At 59.1% G+C, this 20,306-nt stretch carries 15 protein-coding genes; 6 read left to right on the top strand and 9 right to left on the bottom strand.

Annotation, left to right across the window (positions count from 1 at the left end; genetic code table 11):
* Window positions 1-3: 3 nt before the first annotated feature.
* The 6 genes from ACR0JF_RS09875 to ACR0JF_RS09900 form a co-directional block, all read right to left on the bottom strand.
* Window positions 4-1,167: a serine hydrolase domain-containing protein gene (locus ACR0JF_RS09875; protein WP_170659903.1), complete on the bottom strand. Its 1,164-nt coding sequence runs from the start codon at window positions 1,165-1,167 to the stop codon at window positions 4-6.
* A gap of 81 nt (window positions 1,168-1,248) precedes the next feature.
* Window positions 1,249-1,932, bottom strand: a complete 684-nt coding sequence (gene pth, locus ACR0JF_RS09880) for an aminoacyl-tRNA hydrolase (RefSeq protein WP_170659904.1) — start codon at window positions 1,930-1,932, stop codon at window positions 1,249-1,251.
* A gap of 137 nt (window positions 1,933-2,069) precedes the next feature.
* Window positions 2,070-2,723, bottom strand: coding sequence for a 50S ribosomal protein L25/general stress protein Ctc (locus ACR0JF_RS09885; protein ID WP_170377725.1), 654 nt, complete (start codon window positions 2,721-2,723; stop codon window positions 2,070-2,072).
* A gap of 235 nt (window positions 2,724-2,958) precedes the next feature.
* Entirely contained in the window at window positions 2,959-4,125 is a 1,167-nt protein-coding gene (locus tag ACR0JF_RS09890) for an alpha-hydroxy acid oxidase (protein WP_170659905.1), read from the bottom strand.
* A 134-nt stretch (window positions 4,126-4,259) separates the two neighbouring features.
* On the bottom strand, window positions 4,260-5,051 hold the full coding sequence (trpA, locus tag ACR0JF_RS09895) for a tryptophan synthase subunit alpha (RefSeq protein ID WP_170659906.1): 792 nt from the start codon (window positions 5,049-5,051) through the stop codon (window positions 4,260-4,262).
* Between the two features lie 79 nt (window positions 5,052-5,130).
* The gene (locus tag ACR0JF_RS09900) at window positions 5,131-5,619 is read right to left on the bottom strand and encodes an acyloxyacyl hydrolase (protein ID WP_170659907.1); all 489 of its coding nucleotides are present in this window, start codon (window positions 5,617-5,619) and stop codon (window positions 5,131-5,133) included.
* A gap of 199 nt (window positions 5,620-5,818) precedes the next feature.
* Between ACR0JF_RS09900 and ychF the strand changes: the two genes are divergently transcribed.
* Window positions 5,819-6,916 (top strand): redox-regulated ATPase YchF, encoded by a 1,098-nt coding sequence (gene ychF / locus ACR0JF_RS09905; RefSeq protein WP_170659908.1) that lies wholly within the window; start codon window positions 5,819-5,821, stop codon window positions 6,914-6,916.
* 22 nt (window positions 6,917-6,938) lie between these two features.
* On the opposite strand, the gene ACR0JF_RS09910 is transcribed toward ychF, so the two are convergent.
* Window positions 6,939-7,295: a nuclear transport factor 2 family protein gene (locus ACR0JF_RS09910; RefSeq protein ID WP_170659909.1), complete on the bottom strand. Its 357-nt coding sequence runs from the start codon at window positions 7,293-7,295 to the stop codon at window positions 6,939-6,941.
* A gap of 160 nt (window positions 7,296-7,455) precedes the next feature.
* On the opposite strand from ACR0JF_RS09910, the gene ACR0JF_RS09915 reads away from it, so the two are divergent.
* The 5 genes from ACR0JF_RS09915 to ACR0JF_RS09935 all read left to right on the top strand — a co-directional run bounded on the left by ACR0JF_RS09915 (window position 7,456) and on the right by ACR0JF_RS09935 (window position 14,357).
* Entirely contained in the window at window positions 7,456-8,337 is an 882-nt protein-coding gene (locus ACR0JF_RS09915; protein WP_170378123.1) for a LysR family transcriptional regulator, read from the top strand.
* 85 nt (window positions 8,338-8,422) lie between these two features.
* The gene (locus ACR0JF_RS09920; protein WP_170659910.1) at window positions 8,423-10,126 is read left to right on the top strand and encodes an NAD(P)H-dependent oxidoreductase subunit E; all 1,704 of its coding nucleotides are present in this window, start codon (window positions 8,423-8,425) and stop codon (window positions 10,124-10,126) included.
* A 14-nt stretch (window positions 10,127-10,140) separates the two neighbouring features.
* Entirely contained in the window at window positions 10,141-12,927 is a 2,787-nt protein-coding gene (fdhF, locus tag ACR0JF_RS09925) for a formate dehydrogenase subunit alpha (RefSeq protein ID WP_170659911.1), read from the top strand.
* Between the two features lie 111 nt (window positions 12,928-13,038).
* Entirely contained in the window at window positions 13,039-13,824 is a 786-nt protein-coding gene (locus ACR0JF_RS09930; protein ID WP_170659912.1) for a cyclase family protein, read from the top strand.
* Complete coding sequence (locus ACR0JF_RS09935; RefSeq protein WP_480669213.1) at window positions 13,821-14,357, top strand: thioesterase family protein; 537 nt, start codon at window positions 13,821-13,823, stop codon at window positions 14,355-14,357. Before ACR0JF_RS09930 ends, ACR0JF_RS09935 begins: the two co-directional genes overlap by 4 nt.
* Window positions 14,358-14,361: 4 nt before the next feature.
* Here the strand turns inward: ACR0JF_RS09935 and ACR0JF_RS09940 are convergent, their stop codons facing one another.
* Together ACR0JF_RS09940 and ACR0JF_RS09945 are read right to left on the bottom strand one after the other, a co-directional pair.
* Window positions 14,362-18,441, bottom strand: a complete 4,080-nt coding sequence (locus ACR0JF_RS09940; RefSeq protein ID WP_480669215.1) for a translocation/assembly module TamB domain-containing protein — start codon at window positions 18,439-18,441, stop codon at window positions 14,362-14,364.
* Window positions 18,438-20,243 (bottom strand): BamA/TamA family outer membrane protein, encoded by a 1,806-nt coding sequence (locus ACR0JF_RS09945; RefSeq protein ID WP_170659913.1) that lies wholly within the window; start codon window positions 20,241-20,243, stop codon window positions 18,438-18,440. Before ACR0JF_RS09945 ends, ACR0JF_RS09940 begins: the two co-directional genes overlap by 4 nt.
* Window positions 20,244-20,306 lie beyond the last annotated feature (63 nt).

Raw genomic sequence — 20,306 nt, forward strand, 5'->3', positions numbered from 1 at the left:
ACCCTAAAGGCTTTGCGCAATACTGCGGAACATTTCGACATTCTGTTCGTTAACACCCGGATCACGGAATTTGCGATCCGCACCGGTTGTCATGATCAGAACGCCACGAGGCTGGTCGAAATACATATATTGCCCATAGACCCCGCGGGCCAGAAATTCCCCTTCATGCGCGCCAACGGGGATCCACCACTGATAGCCGTAGCCGATCTTTCCTGGCTCGGTCGGGGCGCTGGGCCAGGTCGATTCCTTGATCCACTCTGCGGGCACCAGCTGTTCGCCGTCATGCTCTCCGCCCTGTAGGATCACCTGGCCGAAGCGCGCAAAATCGCGCGTGGTGAAATTCAGACCACCCAGTACAAAAGCCACACCTGCCCCGTCGGTGACATAGTATCCGTCGCGTTCCAGCCCCAAGGGCTGCACGATTTTCTCGGTCATCAGCTCCGTGACGCTGCGCCCGGTGGCCCCCCGGATCACCATGCCGATGACATGGGTGTCGATCGACACATACTGCCAGCTCTCTCCGGGTTCGATGAAGCTGTCCTGTAGCGCGATGGTGAAATCATCCAACTCACCGCCGAGGGCCAAAACGCGGCCCATTCGGTTGATATCAGAGTTCGGGTCAAAATAGTCCTCGTCAAAGACGACCCCGCTGGCCATGTTCAGCACATTGCGGATGGAGGCGGTCTCATAGGCGCTGCCGGTCAGGTTGGGCGCGTATTTCACCACCGGATCGTCAAGCGATGTGATCGCGCCTTCGTCCAGCAGAATCCCCAGAAGCGCCGAAAGATAGCTTTTGGCCACCGACCATGAGATGCGACGGTCGTCGGGACCTGTCCCCAGATAATATTCCTCGAACCGGATCTGACCGTCCTGCATCACCAGAAGTGAGGTGACCGCGCGATCCTCAATCCAGTCATCGGTCCCTTCGGGCAAGTCAAAGCCGGGGCCGTAAGGCAGCTCCCACGTTGGGCCGTTGCCTCGGGGCAGATCGGCGGTCAGGAAAGCCTCATCCATGTGAGAGAAATTCTGGACGATCTTCTCGTCGGAAAACAAAGAGTTCACGGCCAATAGACGTTGAATTTCTTCGCGTTTCCAGACGCCGACAACCACTGCGGCCAGGACCAATGCCAGAGTGATCCGCAACACCCATTTGAACAGAGCTTTCATGAAATGCCTCCCTCTCGGTTGGTATAGGAGCGCGAGACGCCGCATTCCGCAATCAAGACCTTACGGCACCAAGGGCGTAGGCTATTTGAACTTGTCCAACAGCTTTTGCATGGCCGAGCGGTTGTCTTCTTCGGGCACAGGCTTCGCCTCAGGTTTTGGGGCCGATTTTTCGGGCTTTGGCGAGGTGGAAGAGCGGGGCGGCGCAGTACGCAAAGCCACCGCATTCATGAACTTGCCGCCGTCACCATCCGCAAGATGGCCCGCGCCGTCTGCAACGCCGCGCAGTACGTCTTCCAGCCAGTCCCCATCGGCTTTGGCAAAGTCACCCAGAACATAGGGCGAGACCATCTCTTTCCGTCCGGGATGCCCGATGCCCAAACGCACCCGATCATAGGCCGGACTGATATGCTCATGAATGGATCGCAGCCCATTATGCCCTGCATGACCACCGCCCGCCTTGACCCGCACTTTGCCGGGCGCAAGGTCCAGCTCGTCGTGGAAAACGGTCACGTCGGTTGAGTCGAGCTTGTAGAACCGCATCGCCTCGCCCACGGATTGACCCGAGCGATTCATGAAGGTCTGCGGCTTGATCAGAAGCACCTTTTCGTGCCCAAGACGCCCCTCGGCAATCTCGGCCTGAAACTTGGATTTCCATGGGCCAATACCATGATCATCGGCAATCCGGTCCAGCGCCATGAAGCCGATATTGTGCCGGTTGTGGGCATATTTCGATCCCGGGTTCCCCAATCCGACAAATAGCTTCATGCCACAATCCTCTTTCGCATGCCTTCAGCGCAGAGGGGTGATGGCATGAAATGGCATCCGTTTTCCAGTCCGATGGCAAAAGAAAACGGGGCCCGATGTTGGGCCCCGTTTCACAATCCGACAATTCGAATTCGGATTTATTCTTCAGCTTCTTCCTGGCCGACGACTTCTACTTCGTCCGCGGCCACTTCTTCGCCGTCTTCGTCGTCGCTGGTCGACAGACCGGTCGGTGCCGAAACGTTGGCGATCACAAAGTCACGGTCGATGGTCGGCTTGGTGCCTGCGGGCAGGTCAACCGACGAGATGGTGACAACGTCGTTGATCTCCATGCCTGTCAGATCAACGGTGATCTTCTCAGGAATGTCGCCAGCGGTGCACATCAGTTCGACTTCCGGGCGAACAACGGTCAGAACGCCGCCCTTCTTGATGCCGGGGGCTGCTTCTTCGTTGACGAATTCAACCGGGATGAACAGCGCGATCTTGGTGGTCCGACGCAGGCGCATCAGATCCAGGTGGGTCGGCAGGTCTTTGACGACGTCACGCTGTACGTCGCGGCAGATGACGCGTACGTCTTCGTGGCCTTCAACCTTCAGGTTCCACAGGGTCGACTTGAAACGGCCTGCTTTCAGGCGCTTGAACAGTTCGTTGAACGGGATCTTGATTGCCAGCGGATCTTTGTCGCCACCAAAAACAACGCCCGGAACCATGCCTTCGCGGCGGGTCTGACGAGCGGCGCCCTTGCCTGTCCCCGTCCGTTCCAGAGCTACGAGATCAGGAATCTCTCCAGCCATGATATATTCTCCAATGTTAGGGCGGGCATCCTCCAAGGCTGTATGCCCGCGTGAAGCCGCGTCCTTAGCTTGTTTTTTACGGTTTGGAAAGCAGTAATTTGCGAGGCTCTGCCTCGCGCTCCGAGGTATTTTCAAACAGAAGAAGATGCGAAGCGCCCGTTGCTTCTTCTGTTCAACAATACCTCGGGGGAGTCGCCCCTTCAGGCGCGGCGGGGGCAGCGCCCCCTGTGCCGGCTCAGCTTTGCCAGCGCCCGCCGAAATCTTCGGGCACAAGCAGGTTGTGGCGGCCCAGATCTGCGACATTGCGCTCGCCGCACAGGGCCATCGTGGTATCAAGCTCCTTCTGAATGACGTCCAAGGCGGTCGTCACGCCAGATTGACCCATTGCGCCTAGCCCGTAGACGAAAGCGCGGCCGATATAGGTGCCCTTTGCCCCCAGTGCCAAAGCCTTTAGGACGTCCTGACCCGAGCGGATGCCGCTGTCCAGATGCACTTCGACATCTCCGCCGACAGCGTCCATGATCTCGGGCAGCATGCGGATCGAACTCAGCGCACCGTCCAGTTGCCGGCCGCCGTGATTCGACACAATGATAGCGTCCGCGCCGAGTTTGGCCGCCATCTTGGCATCTTCGGCGTCGAGTATGCCTTTCAGGATCACTTTGCCGCCCCATTGCTCCATCAGCTTTTCGACCTTTGTCCAGTCGAGGCTGGGATCGAATTGCTCAGCCGTCCACGCGCCTAAGGATGAGGCGTCGGAGATACCTTCGACATGACCGACGATGTTGCCAAACTCGCGCCGCTTGGCTCGCAGCATCTCGATCCCCCACGACCATTTCGTCATCAGGTTGGCGATGGTTTTAGGTGTGAGTTTCGGTGGGGCAGAAAGGCCGTTCTTCAGGTCTTTGTGGCGTTGACCAAGAATCTGCAAATCCAGCGTAATCACCAGTGCGGAGCACTTGGCATCCTTGGCCCGCTGGATCAGGCGGCTGACATAGTCTTCATCCTTCATGGTGTAGAGCTGGAACCAGAACGGCTTGGTGGTGTATTCCGCCACATCTTCGATCGAGTTGATCGACATTGTGGAAAGAGTGAAGGGCACGCCGAATTCCTCGGCAGCTTTGGCGGCCTTCATTTCCCCGTCGGCGTGTTGCATGCCGGTCAAGCCGACAGGGGCAAGCGCAACCGGAAGCGCCACGTCCTCTCCAATCATCTGCGACGCGGTCGACCGGCCCGCCATATCCACGGCCACTCTTTGGCGCAGGCGGATTTTCTCGAAATCCGAACTGTTTTCGCGAAAGGTCTGCTCGGTCCAGCTGCCGCTTTCGGCGTAGTCGTAGAACATGCGCGGCACACGGCGTTCGTAGATCCGGCGCAAGTCTTCAATCGTCGTAATCACGGGCATGTTCGGGAACCTTCCTTGAATTGTCCCGAACTGTGTAACCGGCAAGAGGGCAGTTTCGCAACGCTATCGCGAGATCAAAAAACGCGGCTGTCCCATGTCAGCCGCGTTTGGAAAAGCAACCTGATCGTCAGGGTTTATGCGGAATGGGCACCATCCGCGAGGGACTTCACGAAATCCAGCACCTCGGCCACTGGCTTGCCCGCGCCGATCTGGCTGACGATGGCCGACCCAACAACCGCCCCATCCGCGACTGAGGCAATGGCCTGCGATTTCTCAGGTGTGTTGATGCCAAAGCCAACAATGACCGGAAGGTCGGTGGCGGATTTGATCCGGGCGACCTCGGGGCCGACATTGGTGGCCTGCGCCTCCGCCGCTCCGGTGATTCCGGTGATCGAGACGTAGTAAACAAAGCCCGAGGTGTTCTGCAGCACGCGGGGCAAGCGTTTGTCGTCGGTGGTTGGTGTCGCGAGGCGGATGAAGTTCAGACCGGCGGCTTGGGCTGGCAGGCAAAGCTCCTCGTCTTCTTCGGGCGGCAGGTCGACGACGATTAAGCCGTCGATGCCCGCAGCTTTGGCCTCTTCCAGAAACGCATCGACGCCACGGTTGTAGATCGGATTGTAGTAGCCCATTAGAACAATCGGGGTCGTGTCATCGGTTTCCCGGAACGTGCGCGCCAGATCCAGCGTGCGTTGCAGGGTCATGCCGCCATCCAAGGCGCGCTGACCTGCAAGCTGGATCGTCGGCCCATCCGCCATCGGGTCGGTAAAGGGCAGGCCAAGCTCGATCACATCCACGCCCGCACCCGGCAATCCTTTGACGACCTCAAGCGAGGTTTCATAGTCTGGGTCGCCTGCCATCACATAGGCGACAAAGGCCTTTTTCCCCTCGGCTTTCAGAGCGGCAAACTTGGCGTCGATACGGGTCATGGCATGTCCTTGCAGTCAGGTTCGGACCTGATGTGCAGAAAGTTTTGCCGAAAATCAATCCCGCCGCGGCCGCAAACCTTCAGAACGCGAAGTGATAGCGGAAAAGCAGGGCGTTGACGCCCGGATTATCCTCTTGCGTGCTGGCGTTGGATTTGTGGGTGATCGCCAGCGACACCTTGTTGCCATTGTCCAGTGTATATCCCACCCCAAGAAGGCTGCGGATCTGAAAGCTACCGCCAAGATCGTTCAACTCGTCAGCCTCGGAAAAGTAGCCGGGCATGACGCTGCCTTCCAGAAACCAGCGATCGTTCAGAGAATAGAGACCAACCAGACCCACGCCGATATGGGTATCGCCCGCTTCGTCGATCGACAGGGCTGCGCCCCACCCAACGCTGAACCGGGTGGCCTGATGAAATGGGCGGTGCTGATACTCCAACGCAATAAGCGCATGATCATCCGAGTCGCTGTCCGAGAAATCTGCGAAACCAGCCCCTAGAATAATGGACTGGGCATGCGCAATGCCGGCGCTTATGGCCAAAACAGCCGACAAAGCGAGGAGTTTCTTCATAGGAACATTTCCGTTTGGTCTTCGATGTTTCTTTTCACGTGCTTATTCCAATGGTCTCTTTTCAATGCGCCCGCGAACACAACAGAGGAACAAATCCGTGAATCCAGCGTGAGGGTGAAGGGCGCTCTCCGGCCACATTGGCTTGCGCATTCACCCTGACCCGCCTAGAAGCAGCCGCGAAAAGCATCAGGAGACCGTCATGGGCTTTAAAATGGGAATCGTGGGCTTGCCGAATGTGGGCAAGTCGACCCTCTTCAACGCGCTGACCAAAACCGCAGCCGCCCAGGCTGCGAATTTCCCGTTCTGCACCATCGAACCCAATGTGGGCGACGTGGCTGTGCCTGATGACCGGTTGGATAAGTTGGCGGCGATCGCTGCCTCAAAACAAATCATCCCGACGCGGATGACCTTTGTGGATATCGCCGGTCTGGTGAAGGGGGCCTCGAAAGGTGAAGGGCTTGGCAACCAGTTTCTTGCCAATATCCGCGAGACCGACGCCATCGCCCATGTGCTGCGCTGTTTCGAAGACGGCGATGTGACCCATGTAGACGGCCGAGTTGACCCGGTGGCCGATGCCGACACGATCGAGACCGAACTGATGCTGGCCGATCTGGAAAGCATTGAAAAACGCCGCGCCAATCTGGTGCGCAAGCTGAAGGGCAATGACAAAGAGGCGCAGCAACAGGACCGTTTGCTGGCCGAGGCGCAGGAGATGCTGGAAAACGGCAAGCCCGCGCGTCTGGTTGAGGTCTCGGACGAGGACGCCAAAGCGTGGAAGATGCTGCAACTTCTGACCACCAAGCCGGTGCTCTATGTCTGCAACGTGTCAGAGGAAGAAGCCGCCGAGGGCAATGAATATTCCGCCAAGGTCGCTGAAATGGCCGCGGCGCAGGGCAATTCCCACGTCATCATCAGCGCCAAGATCGAAGAAGAGATCAGCCTGCTGGAAGAGGACGAGGCCGAGATGTTCCTGAGCGAGATGGGTCTGGAAGAACCCGGCCTCGATCGTCTGATCCGCGCCGGTTACGATCTGCTCAAGCTGGAAACCTATTTCACCGTCGGTCCGAAAGAGGCCCGCGCCTGGACCATCCGCACAGGCACCGCCGCACCGCAGGCCGCAGGCGTGATCCATGGTGATTTCGAAAAGGGCTTCATCCGCGCCGAGACCATCGCCTATGACGACTACATCGCTGCCAATGGCGAGCAGGGCGCGAAAGAGGCAGGCAAGATGCGGGCTGAGGGCAAGGGATACATCGTCAAAGATGGCGATGTGATGCATTTCCTTTTCAACACGTAAGTCAGTAGGTCACGGTAGGTTTTCAAAGCGCTTCGTTCAAGCTGCACTGGGCGATCAACCACTTACCATCTGCCTGTTGATACAAAACGTTTAGGGATGTGCCGCTGGCGGCACTTCCTTCACTAAAGCGAGCGAGACACCAGCCAATGCGGCCTTCAGCATCCGCGTGCAAGACCTCGATTGCTTTGTCCTCGCCTTCTTCTTCAACCCACTCCTTATGCGTCGTCTCGATTGCCGGCCGACCAATGGCTGCCGGGCCATAAGGCGAATAGAGTTCCGCATTGTCCGTAAAGTACGACGCACATCCTGCTGCATCCCTGGACCGGTAACTATGAACGTACCCGTCAAACACCTGTTGAAAAAGGTCTTTGGCTTCCATTTTGAACCTCGCCAATTTGCAATTTCATTCAATATAAGTCTCGGTGATCCTGCGCGACAACAACGCAATTCCGTCCCCATCGACGGACGAGCAGACGGCGCTCTTTCTTTAGGCTACAACGGCTTGAGCGACCTTGAGCCTCAAAGTGGACGACCAGCGCATGATCGAAATCCGAGACCTCCAACTCCTCAGCGCCCTCGCGCGGCATCGGCATTTTGCCAAAGCGGCTGAGGAATGCGGGATTTCCCAGCCTGCCTTCTCGATGCGCATTCGCAATCTTGAGGACCGGTTAGGTGTCTCGATTGTCCGACGCGCCAATCGGTTTCAGGGCCTGACTGAAGAGGGTGAGATGATCGTCCTGCGGGCGCGGCGCATTTTGGATGATGCCAAGGCATTGGAGCAGCAGGTGCAGGCCGCAAAGGGCGAGATCACCGGCACGTTGATGCTGGGTGTGATCCCGACCGCCATCGCCTTTACCGGACGACTGACGAAACATTTGCGTAAGGCGCATCCGCGGATCGTGACCCGGATCGAGACCATGTCAGCCTCAGCCATTCAGCATCGGCTGGACGAAGGCAGCTTGGATGCGGGCGTGACCTATGGCGACAGTATCGGCACCGATTTGCGGCAGGTGCAGCCTCTTTACGAGGAGACTTATGTCCTCCTGGCCCCTGCGCATATGGTGGAGGATACGGGACCGATCCCTTGGGCCAAGGTCGCAGATTTCCCCCTAAGCCTGCTTGTACCGCAAATGCAGAACCGGCGTATTCTGGATCGGATCTTTCTGGATCAGGGGCTGCACCCGGATGTAGTGGCTGAAACCAGCGGCTTTACCGCCTCGATGGTGATGGCGCGCGAGGGGTTGGCGGCCACTGTGGTTCCGCGTGTTCTGCTGCGATCTCTGGGTGATCTGAAGGGGACCAAAGTGCTGCCCTTGATTGACCCAGTGGTCAGCAAACCGATTTGCCTGGCGACCCTGACCCGAGATCCGGAATTGCCAACGGTCGAGGCCCTGAGGGCGGTTGTGACGTCTTTGCGGTGATAAGGTGTCGTTATCGTGCGATTGCATATGACGATTTGACGATATCCTCATCTGATGAAACACGGAGCCTCAATCGGAGGGCATCATGGCACCATTAGATACCAAGCCATCAGGCGCACCCAAGGGCGTTTGGAAGTCAGGTAAAGGCAAAGGGCGACACACGCCTAAAGGCCGTCAGTTCACGGATAAGGCACAGGCGGAGATTTCGCGCCTGCTGGGGGATCGCCCCCGTCGCCGCGATCTGTTGATCGAATTTCTGCATTTGATTCAGGACGCGCACGGCCATATCAGCGCCGACCACATCGCCGCCTTGGCGGTCGAGATGCGCATCGGTCAGGCCGAGATCTATGAAACCGCGACCTTCTATGCCCATTTCGATGTGGTGAAAGAGGGTGAGACGCCTCCTCCGGCGTTGACGATCCGCGTCTGTGATTCCCTGTCCTGCGAGATGGCCGGCGCCCAGCAATTGCAAAAGGCGCTTGAGGACGGTCTGGACTCGTCCGAGGTTCGTGTTGTTCGCGCGCCCTGCATGGGCCGTTGTGACACCGCGCCGGTGCTTGAGATCGGTCACAACCATATCGACCATGCGACCCCCGAAAAGGTGCAGGCTGCAATTGCAGCGGGTGACACCCATACCCATCTGCCCGACTACGAAACCTTCGCGACCTATGAGGCCGAAGGCGGTTACGCAAAATTGAAAGAGCTGCGCGAGGGCGGCGATTGGGAGAAGGTGCAGGAAGACGTTCTGTCCTCGGGCCTGCGCGGTCTGGGCGGTGCTGGCTTCCCGTCGGGTAAGAAATGGGGCTTTGTTCGCATGAACGAAGGTCCGCGCTATCTGGCCGTGAACGGTGATGAGGGCGAGCCCGGCACGTTCAAAGACCGCTACTATCTTGAGCGCACGCCGCATGTCTTCCTGGAAGGCATGCTGATCGCCGCATGGGCGGTCGAGGCCGAAACCTGCTTTATCTACATGCGTGACGAATACCCCGCGGTTCTGGAAATCCTGCGCCGTGAAATTGCCGCGCTGGAGCAGGCCGGGATTGTCGAAGAAGGCTACATCGACCTGCGCCGCGGGGCCGGTGCCTATATCTGCGGTGAAGAATCCGCGATGATCGAATCGATCGAAGGCAAGAAGGGTCTGCCGCGCCATCGCCCTCCGTTCGTGGCGCAGGTTGGCGTGTTCAACCGCCCGACCTTGGTTCACAACGTTGAGACGCTGTATTGGGTCTCGAAAATCTGCCGCGAAGGGTCGCGGATCCTGAGCTCGGTTGAAAAGAATGGCCGCAAGGGCCTGCGCAGCTACTCCATCTCGGGTCGCGTTACGAAGCCGGGTGTTTACCTGCTGCCCGCTGGTTCGACCATTCTGGACGTGATCGAGGCTGCCGGTGGCATGGCCGAAGGGCAGACCTTCAAGGCGTACCAGCCGGGTGGTCCGTCCTCGGGCCTGTTGCCTGCATCGATGGATGATATCCCGCTGGATTTTGACACGCTGCAACCGCATGGCACCTTTATCGGCTCGGCAGCTGTGGTGGTTCTGTCCGATCAGGACACCGCCCGCGATGCGGCGCTGAACATGCTGCGCTTTTTCGAGGATGAAAGCTGCGGCCAGTGTACGCCTTGCCGTGCTGGCTGCGAAAAGGCGGTCAAGCTGATGCAGGCTGACAAATGGGACACCGATCTGCTGGAAGATCTGTGTCAGGTCATGGGCGACGCTTCGATCTGCGGTCTGGGGCAGGCAGCCCCGAACCCGATCCGCCTTGTCATGAAACATTTCGCTGACGAAATCTGAAGGGAGACAGAGCCATGCTAGACGCAAGCCCAACCAAGACCGTCACCTTCAACCTGAACGGCGAAGATGTCACCGTGCCCGAGGGCTGGACCATCTGGGAAGCCGCCAAGGGCCAGGGGTTCACCATCCCGCACCTGTGCCACAAACCGCAACCAGGCTACCGCCCCGACGGCAACTGCCGTGCCTGTATGGTTGAGGTGGAAGGTGAGCGCACGCTGGTCGCCTCGTGCATCCGCCCTGCCGCAGACGGTATGGTCGTCAAGACCGACAGTGACCGGGCCGAGAAATCGCGCGCCATGGTCATGGAACTGCTGGTCGCCGATCAGCCCGAAGAGGCGCATGACACCTCCAGCCATTTCTGGGACATGGCCAAGCTGAACGATGTCAGCGAGAGCCGTTTCCCGGCGAAAGAGGCTGAAAAGATTCCGCTACTGGATGACAGCCACGTTGCGATGCGTGTCAATCTGGACGCGTGTATCAACTGCAACCTCTGCGTCCGTGCCTGCCGTGAAGTGCAGGTGAATGACGTGATTGGCATGGCCGGTCGCGGCCATACGGCTCAGGTGGTGTTCGACCAGAACGACCCGATGGGCGATTCGACCTGTGTGGCCTGTGGTGAGTGCGTTCAGGCTTGCCCCACCGGCGCGCTGATGCCCGCCACCGTGCTGGACGACCAGCAGAAGGGTGACAGCAAGGATTATGATAGCGAAACCGAAAGCGTCTGCCCGTTCTGCGGCGTAGGCTGCAAGGTCTCGCTCAAGGTCAAGGACGGCAAGGTCAAATATGTCGAGGGCATCAACGGCCCCGCTAACGAAGGCCGCTTGTGTGTCAAAGGCCGCTTTGGTTTCGACTACATCCACCACCCGCACCGCCTGACCACGCCGCTGATCCGTCGTGAGGACGCGCCTGAAAAAGGTTTGAACGTCGATCCGGGCAACTTGTCGACCCATTTCCGCGAAGCGACCTGGGAAGAGGCGATGGATCTGGCCGCCACAAAGCTGATGGCCCTGCGCGAAGAAGACCCGCGCAGCGTTGCGGGCTTTGGCTCGGCCAAATGCACCAACGAAGAAGCCTATCTGTTCCAGAAGTTCATCCGTCAGGGCTTCCGCCACAATAACGTCGACCACTGCACCCGTCTGTGCCACGCCTCGTCGGTTGCGGCCCTGATCGAGAACGTGGGCTCGGGCGCGGTGACCGCGACTTTCAACGAGATCGAAAACGCGGATGTGGCGATCATCATCGGCTCGAACCCGATCGAGAACCACCCCGTTGCAGCGACCTACTTCAAGCAGTTCGCCAAACGCGGCGGCAAGCTGATCGTGATGGACCCGCGCGGCGTTGGTATGCGCAAGTTTGCCGACGAAATGCTGCAGTTCCGTCCGGGGGCGGATGTCTCGATGCTCAACGCGATCATGAACGTGATCGTCGAAGAAGAGCTCTATGACAGCCAGTATATCCACCGCTGGACCGAGAACTGGGAAGCCGAGAAAGAGCATCTGCGCCAGTTCACACCCGAGGCGATGTCGCCGATCTGCGGTATCGAGCCCGAGCAGCTGCGCCGTGTCGCGCGCACCTTTGCGCAGGCAAAGGCCGGCCTGATCTTCTGGGGCATGGGCGTTAGCCAGCACATCCACGGGACCGACAACTCTCGCTGTCTGATCAGCCTTGCGCTGATGACCGGCAATGTCGGCAAACCCGGCGCGGGTCTGCACCCTCTGCGGGGTCAGAACAACGTGCAGGGGGCCTCAGACGCCGGTCTGATCCCGATGTTCCTACCGGATTACCAGTCGGTCATGGATGATGACATCCGCGCCAAGTTCAACTCTGTGTGGAATGATGAGCGTGACTTCTCGAACGAGAAGGGCCTGACGGTCACCGAGATCATTGATCAGGCATATGCGGGCAACATCAAGGGGATGTATATTCAGGGCGAAAACCCGGCCATGTCCGACCCCGATGTTGGTCACGCGCGCGACGCTCTGGCCAAGTTGGAGCTGATGATCGTGCAGGATATCTTCCTGACGGAAACGGCGAACTATGCCGATATCATCCTGCCTGCCTCGGCGCTCTATGAGAAGAACGGCACCGTGTCGAACACCAACCGTCAGGTGCAGCGTGTGCGTCCGGCCGTGACCCCTCCGGGTGAGGCGCGTGAGGATTGGAAGATCACCGTCGAGCTTGGGCAGAGGATCGGGCTGAACTGGGACTACACCGATGTGTCGCAGGTGTTCAACGAGATGAAGTTGACGATGAACTCGCTCAACAACATCACGTGGGAGCGTCTGGAGACCGAGACCATCACCTATCCGTCCCTGTCCGAGACAGACCCGGGTCAGGCGATTGTCTTCGGTGATGGCTTCCCACGTGCGGACGGCAAGGCCCGGTTCACTCCGGCCAGCGTCATACCGCCGGATGAGGCCCCTGATGACGAATACCCGATGATCGCCACCACCGGTCGTCAACTTGAGCATTGGCACACTGGGTCGATGACTCGTCGCGCCAAGGTATTGGACGCGGTTGAGCCTGAGGCGAACTGCTCGATGAACCCGCGGACGCTCAAACTGATGGGGATCGAACCGGGCGAGATGGTCCGTTTGACCACGCGTCGTGGCTCGATCGAGATCATGGTTCGTGCCGACCGTGCGATTGCCCAAGATATGGTGTTCATCCCGTTTGCCTATGTCGAGGCAGCGGCGAATATCCTGACCAACTCGGCCATCGACCCCTATGGCAAAATCCCCGAGTTCAAGTTCTCGGCAATCCGGGTCGAAAAGATCGAAGACGCCATCGCGGCAGAGTAAACTCCATTCCAGACGCTCGGAAAAGGCGGCCCATTGGGTCGCCTTTTTCGCGTCTTGACAGCGGCTTACACGCGGCCAACCCTGTCACCGTCATTCATGATGGAGTTGCCGATGCCCCGCCGTTTCGTCGATTTGTCCGTTCCGCTGGAAACCGGGATCGTGTCGGACCCGCCGATCATGCTGCCTGAGATCGAGTACATGACCCATGACCAGACTGCAGAGCAGGTCATATCCTTCTTTCCCGGCCTGCAAAAGGATGACCTGCCTGGCGGCGAGGGCTGGGCCATCGAACGGTTACAAATCGCGACCCATAACGGGACCCATCTGGACGCGCCCTATCATCATCATTCCACAATGGACAAAGGTGAGCGGGCGATCACCATCGATGAGGTGCCGCTGGAGTGGTGCATGAATCCCGGCGTTAAACTGGATTTTCGCGATTTCGAGGATGGCTATGTGGTCACAGCAGCGGATGTCGAAGCTGAACTGAAACGGGTCGGCCATACGCTGAAACCGTTGGAAATCGTAGTCGTCAACACCTCTGCCGGGACGCAATATGGCCAGCCCGACTATCTGATGAAGGGCTGCGGTATGGGGCGCGAAGCAACCCTATATCTGACAGAACGCGGCGTGCGCGTCACAGGCACGGATGCCTGGAGTTGGGACGCGCCCTTCCCGTTGACCGCACAGGAATATGCGGAAACCAAAGATGCCTCGATCATCTGGGAGGGGCACCGCGCCTCGATGGAGATAGGCTATTGCCACATGGAGAAGCTAACCAATCTCGAAACACTGCCCGCAACGGGGTTTGAGATTTCTTGTTTTCCCTTCAAGATCAAAGGAGCGTCAGCCGGGTTCATCCGCGCCGTCGCGATCTTTGAGGACCCCGAGGAGTGAAAATCACCAACATGTCGCAAGATACACAACCTCTTGGCGGCCATGATGGCCCGTATGATGCACCGATCGAAATCCACGGCTTTGCTTTGCAGCCGGACTGGGTCGACTACAACGGGCATATGAACATCGGCTATTATGGCGTGGCGTTCGACATGGCTTTTGAACGTCTGCTGGTCGATCATCTAGGCTTGGGTGAGCCACAGGTCGCCGCGATGGGGCAGGGGCCATATGTTCTGCAGTCGCATATGCAGTTCCTGCGGGAGGTCACTCCGGACATGACGATAAACTTTCGGTTTCGGCTTCTGGATGCAGATCAGAAACGAGGGCACTATTTCGGGCAGATGGTCTCAATGCCGGATGAAACGGTGTGTGCCACGCAAGAGGTGCTGTTCATGAATGTCAGCCACGCGACGGGGCGGTCTGCGCCTTACCCGGATTGGGCGGTCAGGCGGCTGGCGCGGATGGTGTCCGATCACGAGGCGCTTCCCGCGGCACCACAAATCGGCCAGCTGATTGGTATTCGCCGAAAGTAGTCTGTTAGTAATCGCGCTCGAAAAACAGCCCGATCCCGGTTTCTCCGCGCCCGTCAACAGTGCCCCGGACAGTGAAGCTGTCTGTGACGTCCAGGTTCAGGTTTACCTCGGTATCGCCGTCTGTGTTGACGGTGAAGTCCGTGTACAGATTGTCCCCAAGATATGCTCCTGCGCCAAAGCGACCCGCGCCGCCTTCGGTCGCACCGATATCCACCGTGTCAACACCGGTCGAGTCGCGCAGGCCCTTGGTCGCATCGCCGCCAGCCCCGCTGAGTTGCGCCAGAGAGGCCGCCATCTGTGCGATGACAAAAGGTGAGAGCTCCGAGAACCGGTTGCCAAACAACAGCATGGCCAGCGCCTCTTCGGTCGGGCGTTCGGGGTCTGAGAAAACATTGACTTCGGGCGAATCCAGAGGCCCGGCGATCTCGATCGTGGCGGTCCCGTCCGATGTGCTGCTCGAAGATTCGAACTCGATATAGGGCGTCAGATCGCCTTGCAGCGTGACGATCCCTTTGGTCAGGGTTAGCCTGCGCCCCAGAATGTCCAGGTTGCCGCGCAGCAGTTCGATCTGACCCGAAGGGACAACCGATGTCGTTGTGCCGCCGATTGAGATGTTCCCGCCCAGTTCCGCATTCACGCCGCGCCCCCTTACAAAGACGGCTTTTGGGGCCAGCAGGCTAATATCCAGCGCAATGCGCGAGTTGCTTTTGCTTTGCTCTTCCTTGGGGATCAGTTGCGCCCGTTCGCGGGTGACATAGCCCAGACGGCTTTCGTTGATATGCTGTATTTCGGGGATCGGAGCTGCCCCGACGGCGCCTGATGCGGCAGCGAGGTTAATGTTGGTTTCGCCAAATGTGATCTGCCCCGCCAGGCTGCTATTCCCTGTCAAAGCGCCCGCCAACACGATCTGACCGTTCAGCGTGGTCTCGTAGAGCAGCTGGTCGGTCAGCACGAGATTGTTCAGCGTCGTTGTGATCTGCGCGTTAAACGGCGGGGTCAGGTCGACGGGTCCGCTGACGGTGAACCCCCCACCCGCGCGCATAGCCCCGTTCATCGATATCGTGGCGCGGCCTTGGGCCAGATCGACCGACCCGCCAATCCCAGTGATCGTTTGCCCTGCAGTCGGTATCGCAAAGGACGTGCCCGAGGTTGTGATCGTCCCCGACAGAGCCTCCAGCCCGGGTTGACCCTTGAGCGCCAGATTGTAACGGGCTGAGCCTTCAATCTTGTTAGGCGTGATGAATGCATTGGCGATACCCAGATTGATCCCACCTTGGGCAGTTACATCTGCCAGACCCGTACCCTCATCGAACGTTCCGGACAGCTCGGTGCTGAGATCCGCGGGGCCTGTCGCGTTTGAGGAAATCGTCCAGACTCCATTGTCGCGTTTAGCAGTGCCTTCGGCCGTCACTGTGCCGGGGAAGTCCGGCACAAAGCGTTCGATCCGGTTGAACTTGGCCTCGTAGTCCAGATCTGCCGAGCCATCCGTCTCAACCGTTCCGACAACGTTTACATACGAGCTGTCAGGCCCTTGCAGGCGCGCGGTGCCTTCGAGCCCCGACTGAGTAGGCGCGACATTGCCATCCAGTTTCAAAGGACCGGACAACGTAGTGGAAAGGCGGCTGAGGTCATCCAGCATCGCCGAAAAGTTCAGCCCGCCTGATTCACGATCAAGCTGGCCCGAGGCATTTGCCGTCAGCGCCGTCCCGTTTAGCCGGAACGTGCGGATGTTCATACCGGCGTCAGTGTTTTCGGCATCCACGTTCAGAGTCGTGCGACCCGAAACCAGCGTGTCCAACTGGTCGATCCCAGTGCGGATGTCATTGGCCTCGACCGTGCCCTGCACATCGAACAGCTTGCTGCCCATAGCGCCTTTGCCCTGCATATCGGCCTTCACAGACCCAGCCAGATCCCGCCCCGCAAGGCCGGAGAACAGCGACAGGTCGGGCACGTTCGCCTTGGCTTGTCCGTCGACGGCCAGATCGCTGGTGGGATCTGTGATCGTCGCAACGGCTTCGGCCGTCAGAGCGCGCCCGTTGATCGTGGCCTGACGAATCTCGATCTGCTCTTGCGACAAGGCTCCGTCGAATTCGATTGAGGTCTGCCCGGCCAGAAGCGGATCCAGATCATCCATCCCGGTCTTAATATCCCGCGCGGTCACACTGGCCGTGCCGTCAAACTCCAGCGTTTGGACTGTGCCCTTGCCGTCCAGACTGGCCTGTACCGAACCGCCCAGATCACGCTTGGCGAGGCCTGAGAAAACCGACAAATCTCGGGCGCTGACCGTAGCTTGCCCGTCAATGGACAGGTTCCCTTCGGGCGTGGTCACGGTTCCTGCAGCCTGAGCCCGGGCGGCATCTGCGATCAATGTGAAGTCCCGGATTGTCACACCGTCCGAGCCGCGTTTTGCATCCAGCGTGATCGTGGTCTCGCCCGTGATCACCGGATCGATGTCGTCTCGACCCGTGGAAAGATCGCTGCCTTTGACGGTGACTTTCCCGTCAAAACTGCGCTCTAGTGGCGACCCGCTGCCTTCGACGGTGGCCGAGACCTCTCCGCCGAGGTCAAGCTTGGCCAGATCCGAGAACCGCGAAAGGTCGGAGGCGTCAAGCTTCGCCGAACCGTCGATGTTCAGGCCGCTGGTCAGCCCGCTGATCAGCGCGTCGAGATCAAGTGTGTAGTCCGCCCCGATCAACTCAAACCCGGATAGGTTCAGCGTTTGGTCGCTGCCATATTCGAACACGCCGTCCAGCGTGATTCTGTCGCCTATCGCGGTGTTCAGGGCGGGGTCGGACAGATCTAAGCCGTCAAGCGCGGCTTGCAGGTCACCATCCACGCTGAGGGCATCCCCCTGTTCCAAGCTCCCCTGAGCCGCAATTTGCGCGCGCCGCAGGCTGATCTGGTCTGTGGTCAACCCATTGGCTGTCAGGCTCAGGTCCCACAGATTGCCGTTCTTCTGGTCGAACAGGGCCGAGATTTGCGCGGCTTCGATCGACGTCCCTCCGCCCGAGACGGGCAGGACCACCTTGTCGCCCTCAGGTGGGGTGATGCGGCCCTGCAGAGCGGCCAGTTGCAAGGTGCCGCCCGAGGCTAGCTCTAACTGGCCTTCCAGTTTCAGCGCCTGAGACGTAAATTCCAGATCACTGATGTTCAGCGCGCCTTCCGGCTGGGTCTGGCCATCGACAAAGAGGCGCGTGTCGGAGCCAAAGAACACATCCATATCGCTGGCGACAAAGGGCGTCAGGTCACCGCCCAGATCGGCGGTGAACGCGATCCCATCCGCTGCACCGCTTTCGGCGGCACGCAGACGCACCTGACCCGACACACGCGGCTGGTTGTCACTGCTCAGACTGATATCTGCGGTGAAGTCTGTAACTGGGCCAGAGCCTTTGGCTGTCAAACCAATGGGAGGGCTGTCGGGGATATTCAGCGCGGTTGAGATGAGGCCGCCGGAGGCTTCGACAACGCTCAGGTCCAGGTCAATCTGGCTACTGGCGTTCTGGAAGCCGGCTTTGAGGCTGATTTCGTCTCCGGCGCGGTCAAGGCGGGTGATATCAAGGCTGGTATCCAATGTTCCATCGGCCAGCGACAAGTTGCCGGTGACGTTCAGGTCAGCGGCAACGCCGATCAAAGGCTCGCCCAAGGCCAGCTCATCAATCCGAAGCTCTCCGATTTCAATCGCGACGGGCAGTTCAGGCAGTTGGAACGGTGTGGTCTCAGCCGAAGGGGCCGGAGCCTCCTTGGTTGTGGTGCCAGGGGCACGGGCGATGTCGATTTCCTGTGCGGTCAACGCGTTGACCGAGAAGCGCCCCCGGATCAGTGCCAGGCGGTTCCAGTCAAGCTCGGCATCCTTGATGGTCAGCCAGACACCTTCATCATCGGCCACTGTGATCTCGGCAATGGTGGCGCGGGAACTCAGCGCGCCTTGCAGGCCTTTGACGGTGACGTTCTGATCATCACCTGACAGCGTGTCCTGCAAGAACCGCTCGATCATGCTGCCGCCTTCGTCCTCTTGGGCGTGCAGGGTTGGGGGCACACAGATCAGCGTGCCGATCAGCAGCAGATATGCGAGGTAGCGTTTCAAAATGCCTGTCCAATCCCGATATAGAATTGCAGCCCGTTGCCTGTATCGCCCTGAACCGGGTAGGCCAGATCAAAGCGTAGTGGTCCGAATCCGCCCAGATCATAGCGCACACCCAGACCGGCACCGGCGTGATTTTCGGCATCGCTGCCGATGAACGAAGATGTATCCACGGTACCGTAGTCGTAGAACCCGACCAGCGACAGGCTTTCGGTGATTTTGCCGCGTACCTCGCCGGAAAAGCCCAGAAACGATTTGCCACCTGCGATGCCGGTGCCTACCGGAATACCGAGGCTTTCAAACGGTTGCCCGCGAACAGTTCCCGCACCGCCCGAGAAGAACAGGAAGTCCGGCGTTACCCCATCCGCTGACGGGCCGATGACTGACCCGATTTGAACGCGCCCGGCCAAGACCAGTTTTCCGCCAGTACCCAGACTGGTGTAGGCCCGTCCGTCTCCGAAGAGGCGAATGCCACTTTCGGTTCCGGAGAGCCCGGCGAAGGGAGTGGCCTGCGCGTCCAGATAGAACCCACGTGTCGCACTGATCTTGCTATCGCGCTCGTCCCATTCTGACCGAAAGGGGATTATGAAGTATCGGAATTTTCGCCCATCTCCGTAGGCGTCATCGGCATCCGACCACTGAAAACCGACAGACGCTTCGGCATAGAGCCTGTCTGAAAACGTGCGCCGCGCACCATAAGCCAATGAGGCCACGGTGACGTTGTAGTTTTCCGTGTTGCGCCGCTCTAGCAGAGCGTTCCAAAACGTGTTGTCATCGGGTCCCAAACGGTCGGGTTGGTCCAGTCGTAGACCGATCCGCCCGTCCAAATCCTCGGCCCCGCCGATATTGCGCAGGGCGGCCTCAAATCGTAGCCGCTCGGCCCGGCGAAAAACGTTACGGTGGGTCCATGTGGCCGTCACATCCAACCCATCGCGAGAGGCCAGTTCGACCCCGAAGGTTAGGCGGCGTTTAGGCAGGTCTTCGAAGGTGGCATCGAAATCCAGCGTTCCATCGGGGTTGGGGGTCTCGCGCTCGGTTATCGAAACAACGCTGAAGGTACCGGTCCGGCGCAGGCGCGTGCCGACTTTCTGGATTTTGGCGGGAGAGTAGACCTCACCGCTTGGGAAGCCTGCGATATCTTCGATTGAACGGTGTTTGACGTCAGTGTCGCCCTTGATGAACATCTTGCCAAAGGTCAGGCGACGCCCCGGGTCCAGATCAATCTGTGCGTCCAGTTGAGCCTGCGCATGGCGAGCGATGATAGTTTGGTTCGCAAGTTGGGCTTTTGCATGACCGGCATCTCTCCACCCCTGCACCCCGGCCGAGGTTGCCTGTTGGATTGCCCCTGTAGTGGCCAGTTTGCCCGGCGCGAATTCTTCCGGCAGTACCGTGTCCGGGGCGACGGGCTGTACGATTGCTTTGCCGAACCGGAAGCTTGGGCCAGTTTCGACGGTGATCACCGCGCGGTTAATCTGTGCGGGAACGCTTAGGGTGCTGAGGTCTGCCGCCTCTTTGCCGTCCAGTTTGATGCTGACCACGGGGCTGAAATAGCCCTCGTCGTACAGAATCTGAACAATGGTGCGATAGTCGGACAGGGCGGCCGAGAGGATTTCCAGAGGTGTGTCCAGACCACGGGAGTCAGCGGTCGTGACGGACGAGGTTTCCTCGATGCGTTCTCTTAACTCTTTTGAGGCCCCTGGAGCGACGAGACTGGTTTCAAGGGCCATAAGGCCGGTTGGGGCCAAAGCTGTCATTGCGGCCAAAAGCCAACCCGTCAGACGGCGTTGCGGTCTGCTGCCCTGCATTAAATGGCTCCAACTGCCTCAACTCGAATACTATTCGACCGCGCTGTCGGATCGCGGTCGATT

The sequence above is a fragment of the Ruegeria sp. BG11 genome, from assembly GCF_056538565.1.